The 12,691-nt window shown below is 59.4% G+C and carries 12 protein-coding genes; 3 read left to right on the forward strand and 9 right to left on the reverse strand.

The features are described from left to right. The first annotated feature begins 99 nt into the window (after positions 1–99). Positions 100–1,572, forward strand: coding sequence for a glutamate--tRNA ligase (gene gltX / locus WNZ14_RS00325; RefSeq protein WP_342866627.1), 1,473 nt, complete (start codon positions 100–102; stop codon positions 1,570–1,572). 4 nt (positions 1,573–1,576) lie between these two features. Then, a complete protein-coding gene (gene lysS / locus WNZ14_RS00330) occupies positions 1,577–3,073 on the forward strand; it encodes a lysine--tRNA ligase (protein WP_342866628.1) in 1,497 nt (498 codons plus the stop codon). Between the two features lie 25 nt (positions 3,074–3,098). On the opposite strand, the gene WNZ14_RS00335 is transcribed toward lysS, so the two are convergent. From WNZ14_RS00335 to WNZ14_RS00360, 6 genes are all read right to left on the reverse strand, one after another. Continuing rightward, positions 3,099–3,611, reverse strand: a complete 513-nt coding sequence (locus WNZ14_RS00335; RefSeq protein WP_342866629.1) for a hypothetical protein — start codon at positions 3,609–3,611, stop codon at positions 3,099–3,101. Between the two features lie 244 nt (positions 3,612–3,855). Then, positions 3,856–5,145: an amidohydrolase family protein gene (locus WNZ14_RS00340; RefSeq protein ID WP_342866630.1), complete on the reverse strand. Its 1,290-nt coding sequence runs from the start codon at positions 5,143–5,145 to the stop codon at positions 3,856–3,858. After that, the gene (locus WNZ14_RS00345) at positions 5,142–6,086 is read right to left on the reverse strand and encodes an ABC transporter permease (RefSeq protein WP_342866631.1); all 945 of its coding nucleotides are present in this window, start codon (positions 6,084–6,086) and stop codon (positions 5,142–5,144) included. The genes WNZ14_RS00340 and WNZ14_RS00345 overlap by 4 nt, the downstream gene beginning before the upstream one ends. Before the next feature lies 1 nt (position 6,087). Continuing rightward, positions 6,088–7,137, reverse strand: coding sequence for an ABC transporter permease (locus WNZ14_RS00350; protein ID WP_342866632.1), 1,050 nt, complete (start codon positions 7,135–7,137; stop codon positions 6,088–6,090). Next, on the reverse strand, positions 7,127–8,677 hold the full coding sequence (locus tag WNZ14_RS00355; protein WP_342866633.1) for an ABC transporter ATP-binding protein: 1,551 nt from the start codon (positions 8,675–8,677) through the stop codon (positions 7,127–7,129). Before WNZ14_RS00355 ends, WNZ14_RS00350 begins: the two co-directional genes overlap by 11 nt. Next, the gene (locus tag WNZ14_RS00360; protein ID WP_342866634.1) at positions 8,677–9,714 is read right to left on the reverse strand and encodes a BMP family protein; all 1,038 of its coding nucleotides are present in this window, start codon (positions 9,712–9,714) and stop codon (positions 8,677–8,679) included. Before WNZ14_RS00360 ends, WNZ14_RS00355 begins: the two co-directional genes overlap by 1 nt. 275 nt (positions 9,715–9,989) lie before the next feature. Between WNZ14_RS00360 and WNZ14_RS00365 the strand changes: the two genes are divergently transcribed. Next, complete coding sequence (locus WNZ14_RS00365; RefSeq protein ID WP_342866635.1) at positions 9,990–11,150, forward strand: acetate/propionate family kinase; 1,161 nt, start codon at positions 9,990–9,992, stop codon at positions 11,148–11,150. A gap of 6 nt (positions 11,151–11,156) precedes the next feature. Here WNZ14_RS00365 and WNZ14_RS00370 read toward each other — a convergent pair whose 3' ends face one another. Genes WNZ14_RS00370 through WNZ14_RS00380 form a run of 3 tightly spaced genes read right to left on the reverse strand, consistent with a single transcriptional unit; the run spans position 11,157 to position 12,690 of the window. Next, a complete protein-coding gene (locus WNZ14_RS00370; protein ID WP_342866636.1) occupies positions 11,157–11,555 on the reverse strand; it encodes a CBS domain-containing protein in 399 nt (132 codons plus the stop codon). Further along, on the reverse strand, positions 11,548–11,712 hold the full coding sequence (locus WNZ14_RS00375) for a hypothetical protein (protein WP_342866637.1): 165 nt from the start codon (positions 11,710–11,712) through the stop codon (positions 11,548–11,550). Before WNZ14_RS00375 ends, WNZ14_RS00370 begins: the two co-directional genes overlap by 8 nt. Before the next feature lie 12 nt (positions 11,713–11,724). Continuing rightward, entirely contained in the window at positions 11,725–12,690 is a 966-nt protein-coding gene (locus tag WNZ14_RS00380; RefSeq protein WP_342866638.1) for an FAD:protein FMN transferase, read from the reverse strand. Between the last annotated feature and the right edge of the window lies 1 nt (position 12,691).

Consider the following 12,691-nt stretch of genomic DNA (forward strand, 5'->3'; position numbering starts at 1 on the left):
CGCGCCATGCCTGGCTGCAGCGTTACCGGACAGCGATAGCAGCCGGCACAAGCCGCCGCGCGCATCATTCAACCGGACCTGAAAGCGGGCGAACACAAAATGGCCAACACTGCAACGCGGGTGCGCATCGCACCGTCTCCGACTGGCGAACCGCATGTCGGAACCGCCTATATCGCGCTGTTCAACTATCTGTTTGCGAAAAAGAACGGCGGCGAGTTCATTCTGCGCATCGAAGACACCGATGCAGCTCGATCCACACCAGAGTTTGAACAGAAGGTTCTCGATGCGCTGAAGTGGTGCGGCCTGTCTTGGTCTGAAGGCCCAGATATCGGCGGCCCCTACGGTCCTTACCGCCAAAGCGAGCGCAAGGACATCTATCGCCCCTACGTCGACCAGATCGTCGAAAACGGTCACGGCTTCCGCTGCTTCTGCACACCCGAACGGCTTGACGAAATGCGCGCAGCCCAGCGCGCAGCCGGCAAGCCACCCAAATATGACGGCCATTGCCTCTCGCTGAAAGCCGAGGAAGTGACCACTCGCATGGCAGCCGGTGAGCCGTCAGTCGTGCGGATGAAAATCCCGTCGGAAGGCTCCTGCAAATTTGTCGATGGCGTCTATGGCGAGGTCGATATTCCTTGGGAAGCCGTCGACATGCAGGTTCTGCTCAAGGCAGATGGCATGCCTACCTATCACATGGCCAATGTGGTCGATGACCATCTTATGAAGATCACGCATGTGGCGCGCGGCGAGGAATGGCTGTCCTCGGTGCCCAAGCACATTCTGATCTATCAGTATCTCGGGCTCGAGCCCCCGGTGTTCATGCATCTGTCGCTGATGCGCAATGCTGACAAATCGAAGCTGTCGAAGCGCAAGAACCCGACTTCGATTTCCTACTACGCAGCGCTCGGTTATCTTCCCGAAGCACTGATGAACTTCCTTGGCCTGTTTTTCATCCAGATCGGCGAAGGCGAGGAGTTGTTGACCATTGATCAACTGGTCGCCAATTTTGATCCGGAGAACCTCTCCAAGGCTGGCGCGATCTTCGATCTTCAGAAGCTCGATTGGCTCAATGGCCGCTGGCTGCGCGAAGCGATTTCGGAGGAAGACTTCGTCACCCGCGTTCTGAATTGGGCGCAGGAAAACGCCCGCTTCAGCGAAGGCATGAAACTCTCCCAGTCCCGCATCACCAAGCTTTCGGACCTACCGGACCTCGCAGGCTTTCTGCTCAAGGGCGATCTCCGTCTGACCGCAGCAGACTTTGCCAATATCAAGAAAGTCCCGCTTGAAGACGTTCTAACGGTCCTGCAAACGGTTCAGCCGGATCTCGAAACCATCCTAGAATGGACTGTCGAGAACATCGAGTCGGAACTGCGCGCCATTTCCGAGCGCAGCGACATAAAGCTGCGCAACATGCTGGCGCCGCTCTTCATTGCGGTCTCCGGTTCTTCGCGGTCCTTGCCGCTTTTTGATTCCATGGCCATTCTCGGACGGTCTGTCGTGCGCCAGCGCCTGAAGCAGGCAGAAACAGCGGTCAAGGCCGGCGTCGAAGCAGCCAAAGCAAACAACGGGTAGAACAATGAACGACAAGACACCTGAGCCCGGCCTATCCTCCGACGTCACCGAAGTACGCGCCCAAAAGCTTGCGAAACTGCGCGAGACTGTTGCCGAGGTATATCCCGCGCATTTTCATCGCACGATGACCAATGACGAACTCGCGGAGAAATACGCGGACATTGAACCTGATACGCTGACCGGCGACATCATAACTGTTGCCGGACGGGTCTATTCGTCACGCAATTCAGGCATGTTCATGGATATCCATGACGCGTCCGGCAAGGTGCAGATCTTCAGCCACAAGGACACCACTCCCGAAGAGGCCCGCGCGCTTCTGCCGTTGATCGACATGGGCGACATCATTGGGGTGACCGGCGAAGTGCGCCGCACCAAACGCGGCGAACTCACGGTCAATGCGCACGAAATCACCATGCTGACCAAATCGCTTTTGCCGATGCCGGAAAAGTGGCACGGAGTCTCGGACATCGAATTGCGCTACCGCAAGCGCCACCTCGATATTCTGACCAACGAGGATTCAAAGCTTCGCTTCCAGCAGCGCTCGAAGATCGTCTCCGGCATCCGTCGCTTCATGGAAGACGAGGGTTTCATGGAAATCGAAACTCCGATGCTGCATTCGGTTTATGGCGGCGCTACGGCTGAGCCCTTCAAGACCCACCACAACACGCTCAAGCTCGACATGTACCTGCGCATCGCGCCGGAATTGTATCTCAAGCGCGCACTGGTCTCGGGACTGACCGACAAGGTGTTCGAGGTGAACCGCAACTTCCGCAATGAAGGCGTGTCGACCCGGCACAATCCCGAATTCACCATGCTGGAATGCTATTGGGCCTATGCCGACTATGAGGACATCATGGGTCTGGTGGAACGGCTGTTTGAAAAGCTGGCCATGGCGATCCATGGCGCGACCGAGATTACCTACGGTGACAAGGAGCTTTCCTTCAAGGGCCCGTTCAAGCGGATCCCGATGCCAGACGCGGTCAAGGATGCAACCGGCATCGACTTCCGCGCCATCGATACGGATGAGGAAGCCCGCGCTGCCGCAAAGGCAGCTGGTTTCGAAATTGAGGATGACTGGACTTGGGGGGAATGCCTGGCCTTCATCTTTGAAGAAAAGGTGGAAGCCACACTTATCCAGCCATCGCATGTCACTCACTTCCCCAAGGACATTTCGCCCTTCGCCAAGGAAGTTCCCGGCGAGCCGCGTCTGGTGGAGCGGTTCGAGACCTATTGCAACGCCTGGGAACTGGGCAATGCGTTTTCCGAGCTCAATGACCCGGAAGAACAGCGCAAGCGCATGGTCGAGCAGCTGGAGCAGGCCCACGCGCGCGGTGAAACAGAGAAGCAGCTTGATGAAGAGTTTCTCGATGCCATCGATCAGGGCATGCCGCCGGCTGGTGGTCTTGGCATAGGTGTTGACCGCCTGATCATGCTTCTGACCAATGCGCCATCAATCCGTGACGTGATCCTGTTTCCGGCCCGTAAAACCCGCAACGAGTAGGACGAAGTCCTTCAGGCGGGGCCTGTCAATGGCCAGCCGGTTTCGCCGGCTCGCTATGACCGGCTGCGGCAACGGTCTCGGCTTCTGCTTCGACCATATCGCCGTCACAGCCGGAAACCTTCTCGATTTCGTGAGCAAGGGCTTCGATTTCTGTCTGCGGCATGTCGACACGATCACCGAAATAGTAGCCGCTGCTGGCCGCTACAGTATTGACGTAACGCACCTCCCACGGCTGCGACACTGCGAGAGACTTGGTCGGAACAGGGGCGTAGACAATTTCAGCGCCAATCGCGGAACCACGAAGCTTGGCCCTCGTTGAGGGGCCGCGATGGTCGGCAACCTGAACTATGACAAGATCAGGATTGAGGGTTTCGGAGAGATGGCGCGCAATCCGGATGCCTGTTTTCACCCGCTGGTTGGGCTCAATGTCGTCACCTGAGATGACAGCGATCAGGCGCTTCTCTTTGCCCCGCCTGAACTCGGACTGGTAAACCGTTTTGCAATGGCCACCGACCTCTTCCTGGTAACCCGGGATCATGCTTGCCGGTGCAAAAACCAGTGCGGCGGTCCCAGAGGCCCCGAGAACAAACAAAAATCCGCCTGAAAGCAACGCGAGCTTACGAGAGACACGAAAAACCTGGGATAATTTACGCTTGGCAACGGCCATAACTGGATACCCTTGACGCAGAACAACTCCACGCAGTGTATCCCAACGCACTTACGTAAGTATTAACCGTGTTTTTTAACAAGTGGTACAGTTTGGATCAGCTTGGACTTTAGGGTCAGCGTGGCTCCGGAACCTTGAAGCGGCGGTCGATGTCCGCTTCCCTGCCAGGAATGGCAAGCCTCATCGGTGAACGCTTGCGCCTGGCAATTACCCTTCCCCTCGCCATCACCAAAAGCCGTGTCGCCCGCAAGCGGATCGCTTCAATGGGATTGCCGGCATCAAGCACCACCAAATCAGCGCGTTTGCCAACTTCGAGACCATAGTCTTCAAGCCCCATGATCGCCGCACTCTGGGTGGTGACCATCTCGTAGCAGCGGCGCATGTCATCGGGGCTGGTCATCTGCGCCACATGCAGGCCCATGAATGCAACGTCAAGCATGTCAGCGGTGCCCAGAGAGTACCACGGATCAAGCACGCAATCCTGACCGAAGCCAACCCGGATGCCATGCTTGAGCATTTCCGGCACCCGCGTCATGCCGCGCCGCTTCGGATAGGTATCATGACGCCCCTGCAGGGTGATGTTGATCAGCGGGTTGGGGATTGCCGCAACCTCTGCCTCGGCGATCAACGGCAGCAGCTTGGAGACGTAGTAATTGTCCATTGAGTGCATCGAAGTCAGATGCGATCCCGCCACCCTGCCCTGAAGACCAAGACGCTGCGTCTCATAGGCCAGTTGCTCGATATGCCGCGACAACGGGTCGTCCGTTTCGTCGCAATGCATGTCGACCATCAAGCCACGATCAGCCGCGATCTCGCAAAGCTCGGTGACCGAAGCCCGGCCATCAGCCATGGTGCGCTCGAAATGCGGGATACCACCAACCACGTCGACCCCGAGATCGAGCGCCCGGATGGTGTTTTTCCGCGCGGTCGGCGAGCGATAGAGCCCGTCCTGCGGAAATGCCACCAGCTGCAGATCGATATAGTGGGCGATCCCCTTCTTGACCTCGAGCAGCGCCTCGACCGCCAGAAGCCGGTCATCGCACACATCCACATGGGTGCGGATCGCAAGCAGCCCCATGGAAGCCGCCCAGTCGCAATATGCAAGCGCACGCTCCTTGACTGCTTCATGGGTCAGGAGAGGTTTGAGCTCGCCCCAAAGGCCAATCCCTTCAAGCAACGTTCCCGAAGCATTGATCCGTGGCTGGCCATAGGACAGCGTCGCATCCATGTGAAAATGCGGATCCACGAACGGAGGCGAAACCAGGTTGCCGGCGATGTCGATAACCTCGCCTGCCTCGGCTTCAATGCCAGCAGCAATAGCCGCAATCCGCCCATCCTTTATGGCTATGTCTGCAGTCGTCCCGTCGGGCAGCACGCCACCCTTGAGCAAAGTGTCAAAGCTCATCTCTCGCCTTTCTGATAAGGGACCATCAGCGCCTTCGGATAGGTCGCACGACGGGCGACGATGACCAGCGCCACGATCGACAGCACAAACGGCATCATCAGGAAGATCTGGTAGGGAATGACGCCGCCGGTGATCTGCTGCAGCCGGACCTGATAGGCATCAAAGGCCGCAAACAGGATCGCCCCGATGAGGGCCTTGCCAGGCCGCCAGGATCCGAACACGACCAGCGCGATGGCGATCCAGCCACGGCCATTGATCATTTCGAAAAAGAACGAGTTGAACGCCGACATGGTGAGAAACGCCCCGCCGATCGCCATCAGCGCCGATCCCACCATCACCGCACCAATCCGAACTGCGGTTACCGATATGCCTTGCGCTTCAACTGCCGCAGGATTTTCGCCCACGGCCCGGACGGCCACGCCCACCGGGGTGCGGTAGAAAACGAACGCCACGGCAGCGACGGTGAAATAGGCGAGATAGGTCAGCGGCGTCTGGTTGAACAAGGCGGGCCCAAGCACCGGGATGTCCGACAAGACCGGAACAGCGAAAGGCTGAAACGGCTCGATCTTCGGTGGCGAAGTGACTTCTGGTAACAGGATCCGGTAGGTGAAGTAGGTGAGGCTCGAGGCAAGCAGCGTGATCCCGATGCCGGTTACATGCTGCGAAAGCCCCAGAGGAACCGTGAGAAACCCGTGCAAGAGCCCGAACATCGCGCCGGTCAGCGCGGCAACCAGCACGCCGGTCCACAGATCCCCACCCATATAGACAGTGAACCAGCCCGAAAATGCGCCGGCCACCATGATGCCTTCAATCCCGAGATTGAGCACGCCGGCCCGCTCGCAGATCAATTCCCCCATGGTGGCGAAGATCAGCGGCGAGGCGATGCGGATGGCAGCGACCCAGAAGCTGGCAGTGAACAGAATTTCCAAAGCCTCGTTCATGTCACCTCCAGCGCACGCGGTAGCGCATCAGCATGATTGCCGCGACCATGGTCAGGAGCGAGGTCGCGACCATCACCTGGGCGATGTAACTCGGCACATTGGCGCTGCGGCTCATCGCATCGGCGCCAACAAAGATCCCGGCCACGAAGATCGCGGCTGCGATCACACCCAGCGGGTTGAGCATGGCCAGCATGGCAACAACAATCCCGGTGTAGCCATAGCCCGGCGAAAGATCGAGCGTCAGATTGCCCTTAAGTCCGGCAACTTCCGAGAACCCCGCCAGGGCAGCAAGTCCGCCCGACAGAAGCGCTGTCTTGACGATCACTCGATTGACCGGAATGCCAGCGAACCTCGCGGCTTCCGCATTGTGCCCGACAGCGCGCATCTCATATCCAAGCGTGGTTTTCTTCATGATCACCCAGACCACGACAGCCGAGGCTATCGCCAGGATGAAACCATAATGCAGCCGCTTGCCCTTGATCAGCCGTGGCAGTTGCGCCTCGGCAATCACCCGCTTCGACTGCGGCCAGCCAAGGCCGGTCGGATCTTTAAGGGGCCCTTCGAGCAGCATCGAGACAAACAGGAGCACGATGAAATTCAGCAGCAGCGTCGTCACCACCTCATCAACGCCGAACTTTGTTTTCAGCACCGCCGGACCGAGAAGCGCCAGCGCTCCGGTCAACATCGCCGCAATCATGATCAGCGGAATGAGGCCTGCAGACGGCAGCGTCACGGCACCGGTGCCCAGAACCACAGTCATAACTGCGCCCAGATAAAGCTGCGCTTCAGCGCCAATGTTCCAGAGCTTGGCCCGGAAGGCGACCGCCACGGCGAGCCCGGTGAAAATCAACGGTGTCGCCCGGGTCAGGGTCTCCAGTAGCGCAAACTGCGATCCGGCGGCTCCCTTGAACACCAGCCAGAACACCGTCAGCGGCGAGGCGCCTGCAATCATCACCAGCACCGAGGAAAACAAAATCGTGGCCAGAATTGCACCAGCGGGCCAGAGGATGGTGGCAGCCACCGATGAGGCGGGCCTCGGTTCAAGCCGCATGGCTAGCCCCATCTTCCTGTCCGTGCCCAGCCATCAGTTCACCCAGCTCCATGATACTGAGTTCGCCGCGCAAAGATGGTTTGGACAGCTGTCCGCGATGGATGACAAGAATTCTGTCGGACAGGGTCTGGATTTCATCGAGATCCTCGGAGATCAGCAGCACCGCAGCACCCCGGTCACGTGCCTCGATCAGCCGCGCGTGGACATAGGCCACCGCGCCAACATCAAGCCCGCGCGTCGGCTGGCTGGCCAGGATAATATCAGGATCACCGTCGAGCGCCCGGCCGAGGATCAACTTTTGCATGTTGCCGCCCGAAAGCAGCCGCACGCGGGCTTCTGGCGACGGGCACTTGACGTCATAGGCCTTGATAATGTCGCTCGCAAAAGCCGCAGCAGCCTTCCAGTCCAGAAAGCCCAAGCGCGAAAACCGCGGACTGCGATAGGCTTCGGAAATTACGTTCTCTGCCACACTCATGTCCCCGATCATGCCAGTAGCATGCCTGTCTTCGGGAATGCGCCCCAATCCATGGTCGAGCGCCACGCGGGGCGACCATTGGTGGAGCGTCTCGCCGTGCACAACAATATCACCCTCGCGGGCTTCGAGCGTGCCGGCGATCAACGCCGCAAGCGCCGCCTGGCCATTGCCGGAAATCCCGGCAAGTCCCGTGATCTCGCCGCCCCGCAGCTGCATCGAAATTTGCTTGAGCGCCGCCCCACCCAAGCTTCGTGTGGATACGCCCTTGAGTTTGAAGAGGCACGCCCCAGGTGTGGACGGGCCGATCTCGTTGACCGGCAGTTGCCCGCCGACCATCAGCTCAGCCAGTTCCCGCCGTGTCGCGTCAGATGTCTTGCGTTCCCCGGCAAGCTTGCCGCCGCGCAAAACCACGACACGATCAGAGACCGACTGCACTTCTCCGAGCTTGTGGGAGATGAAAATGACCGACAGCCCCGCGTCCACCAGCTTCTTGAGCGTGGCAAAAAGCGCCTCTGTCTCCATCGGTGTCAGCACTGCGGTCGGCTCGTCAAGAATGAGAATGCGGGCTTCGCGATAGAGCGCCTTGAGGATCTCGACCCGCTGCCTTTCGCCCACCGAGAGCTCCGTGATCATCCGGTCCGGATCGACCTCAAGTCCGTAGTCCGACGCCAGACGCCGGATCTTTTCCCGCGCCGCGGATCTGCCCAGATTGAAGGACCACAGCGGACGCGTACCGAGCACGATGTTTTCAAGCACCGTCATCTGATCGGCAAGCGTGAAGTGCTGATGCACCATGCCAATGCCCGCTGCCAGCGCCGCGTTCGGATCTCCGGGCGGCAAAGCCGAGCCAAACGCTTCGATCTTCCCCTCATCGGCCGTGTAATGGCCGAAAAGGATGTTCATCAACGTTGTCTTGCCAGCCCCGTTTTCGCCAAGCAGCGCCAACACCTCGCCGCGTTTAAGCGACAGCGAGATGGAATCATTGGCGACAAGCGGGCCAAATCTCTTGGTAATGCCCGAGAGGCGGAGAACGGTCTCCGCCTCCGGGCTATGAGCAGCGTCCATCAGTTGGACTTGGGTTCTTCGTCGTTGATCTCGACCACGAAGGAGCCGTCCTTGATCGCCGCTTCACGCTCCATCACCAGCTCCATCACCTCTTCAGGCACCTTGCCCTCGAACGTGCCGAGCGGTGCGAGCGAAGAACCGCCTTCCTTCATGAAGGAGTAGACTCCGTAATTCTCAGCCTTGAAGGTTCCTGCCTTGACCATCTCGATTGCGTGATCAAGCGTCGGCTCAAAATGCCAAAGCGCAGAAGCCACCACTGTTTCGGGGTAGTCTGCCTGGGTGTCGATCACATTGCCGATTGCCAGAACGCCCTTTTCCTTGGCCGCATCCGATACGCCAAAGCGTTCCGCGTAAAGGACATCTGCGCCGCCATCGATCTGGGCGAAGGCTGTTTCTTTTGCCTTTGGCGGATCGAACCACGAACCGATGAAGGCCACCTGGAACTTCGTTTCAGGAGCGGTCTCTTTGACGCCCGCCATGAAGGCATGCATCAGACGATTGACCTCAGGGATCGGGAAGCCGCCGACCATACCGATATTCTTCGACTTGGTCATCGCACCGGCAATGATGCCTGAGAGATAGGACGCATCCTGGATGTAGTTATCGAACACTGCAAAATTCGGCGCATCATCCTTGGGCAGGAAGCTTGATCCCATCAGATAGGCTGTTTCCGGGTAATCCGCGGCAACCTGCCGGGCAGCATCCTCGACCCCGAAAACTTCGCCAACGATCAGATCATGGCCGGCTTCCGAGTACTCACGCATGACGCGCTCATAGTCATTGTTAGAGGTGTTTTCGGAAAACACGTACTCGATGTCGCCCCGCTCCACCGCCGCGTTTGCGGCCTTGTGGATGCGGCTCACCCATTGCTGCTCGACCGGCACGGTGTAGATAGCTGCGACCTTGAGCGGCCCGTCGGCACGCGCTCTGCCCATGAAACCTGGCAGAGCCAGTACGGCAGCGCCGGCAGCTGCGCCAGCGAGGACCTGACGGCGTGTAAGAAGACTTGCAAGGCTAGACGTAGTCAATTTGGTCATGGCTGACGCTCCTGTTTGACACTGATTTAGGCTGTTCCCGTCATTATTTTTGACCAAAAGATAAAACGAGCGCCGCGCCTTGGCAACAGCCGATTACGTGCTGTGCACAGCCTCCAAAACAACCTACTTGGAGCCCTGCGATCAGACCAAAACCGGCGCGCACATCAGACCAGCTCAGCTTTTCGGTTGCGCATCATGTCCAATCCGGCACAACGGTAGGACCTGCCCATCATCCGGCCTCCTGGCCAATGCAGACAAGAAAGGATGCGATCCAGATGACCGAAAGCACACACTCAAGTCTGCTGGCGCTCAATTGCGGCTCATCCTCCATCAAATTTGCACTTTTCACGCCGGACTTCGAGCGCAGCTTCTCCGGACTGGTTGAGGCAATCGGGCACGGTCAGACGCCGAGACTGAAGACATCGACCGGTGAAACAATGGAATTCGGCGGCCCCGATCAAGGCCACGCCGAGGTGCTGCCGCGGCTGATCAATGATATCATCCTGCCACGGGCGGGGGAGATTTCCGGGGTCGGCCACCGTATTGTCCATGGCGGCGAGCGGTTCAACGCCCCGGTCAGGGTCACGCCGGAAATCCGCGCCGGTATCGCCGAATTGACGCCGCTGGCGCCGGGCCACCAACCACACAATCTCGCGGGAATTGACGCTGCTGCGAAGGCCTTGCCCGGCGTGCCGCAGATTGCATGTTTCGACACCGCCTTCCATTCAGGTATTGCCCCAGTTCGCCGCGAAATGCCCCTGCCGCGGAACTATGCTAGGGATGGTCTCATTCGCTATGGCTTTCACGGCCTGTCCTATGAGCATGTTGCCGCCAAGCTACCGGGCCTCGGAGTGCCCGAAGGTCGGGTGATCGCCTGCCATCTCGGCAACGGCTGCTCGATCTGCGGGATCGTCGACGGCGTCAGCCGCTGGACGTCGATGGGCTTCACACCGCTTGATGGATTGATGATGGGCCAGCGCCCAGGACGGCTTGATCCTGGCGCAGTACTTTGGCTTGTCGAACAGCATGGCGGCGACACAGCGGCCGTCAGCAAGCTGTTCTATCATCAGAGCGGCCTCTCGGGTGTATCCGGCCTGTCGGGAGACATGCGCACGCTTATGGCCAGCGACCAGCCCGATGCTGCCTTTGCCATAGAAATGTTTGTTGACCGGCTTGTCCAGGAAATCGGCGCGGCAGCCACGAGCATCGGCGGTATCGATGCGCTGATCTTTTCCGGCGGCATCGGCGAAAACGCGGCACCCATCCGCACCATGGTTCTGGAAAAGCTTGAATGGCTCGGCTTCAGGCTCGATCGGACGGCCAATGACGCCAAATCAGAACGTCTGACCGCTGCAGACAGCGTGAAACAGGCCTTTATCGTTGAGGCGGATGAAGAGCGTATGATCGCCCGGGCGGTTGCGGGCCTTTTGGACTGAACATCTCTATTGCCAGTTGCCAGCCAGCGCCCGCAGCAGGTCCGACCGACTGATTTGCCCCACCAGCCGGCCTTCGGACATCACCGGAAAGCGCCTGAAAGTGCTTGCCAGAAAAGCTTCCGCAGCTTCGACAAGGTCGAGCTCGGCATCAAGTGACACAGGCTTGTCAGACATGTAGTCCGCAACAGTGTCGCCCCACTCACGGTAATAGCTCGCATGCAACGCCGCCTTGAGGCAGTCTTTCTGCGACAGCATGCCGATGAGGTTTCCTTTCGCGTCCAGCACCGGTGCGCCAGATATCTTGTTGTCGAGCAGAAGGTTCATCGCCCGGTTGATTTCCACATCGGGCGTCAGCGTCACCAGTTCGCAGCTCATATAGGTCTTGATCCGGGGACGCTCACTCATGAGCCCCACCCTTGCGGCAACCACTACACGACAGCCCGGTGGCGCAGGACAAACCTCCGCAAGAGCCCTTGAGCGGCGCGCGTCCGAAGATCACCCCCAGCGCCAGCCCGAGCAGAGAAAGCAGAACCAGTCCAAATGCGAGCAGAAATGTCTCCATCGTCTCTACCTCCTATGCGGTCACGTAGGCTTCAAAGCCACCGGTCATGATCTGGTGGCTGCCGTCGTTGTCGAGCCTGACAAACAACGCCGGAATGGAATGGGTCTCCGCGAACGCGGCCCCTCGCTCCATTCCCATCACCATCAGCGCGGTCGCCAGACCGTCGGCGCGCATGGCGGTATCGGCCAGCACCGAGACCGATGCCGGTACGGCGTCAACCGGGCGGCCGGAGCGCGGGTCGATCAGGTGGCTGACACCGCCGTACCCCAGTGTGATGTTTTGCCGACTGGTTCCCGACGTCGCCAGTGCCATCGGGCCGGGTGCAACAATGTGCGCCATGGCGCCCGGCTCGGCATCCGGTTGCTCAATACCCACCTGCCACGAGCGCCCGTCCGGATGGCGTCCAAGCGCACGAACCTCTCCACCAAGCTCGAACAGCGCCGTTTCCACCCCGACAGACGGCAAGGCATCAACGATCCGGTCGAGCGCATATCCCTTGGCGATCCCGCACAGATCAAGCGTCAGGCCAAGCGTCGCCTTGCGCAATCCGTTTGCCGAAACCGACAAATCATCCGGGCGCGCCCGCTCTCCATGAATGGGGCCGAAACCGAAACGATTGACCAGCGGACCGATGGTCGGATCAAACGTACCGCCAGTAAACCGTGACATTGCCAGCGCTTGCTCGGCGACGAAGGCAATCGGCGCGGAACAGCCCTGCCAATCCAGCGTGTCTGCGCAATTGAAGACAGAGAGTTCCGACTGCCCCAGATATGGGGACATTGCCAGATTGATTTCAGCGACCACAGAAGCGACCAGCTGCCGCACCACTTCGGATTTGGTTCCATCGGGAAGAGCCGCCCGCCAGGTGCTGCCAAACGCCGGACCGCCGATGCCAATCGTCCCGGCGGCTGCCTGGCGCACTCTCCAAGCCATGGCGCCGGCAGTTGAGACAAGAAAATTGCGTCGTGTCATCCGCATG

Source organism: Hoeflea sp. AS60, assembly GCF_038900115.1.
Taxonomy (GTDB): Bacteria; Pseudomonadota; Alphaproteobacteria; order Rhizobiales; family Rhizobiaceae; genus Hoeflea.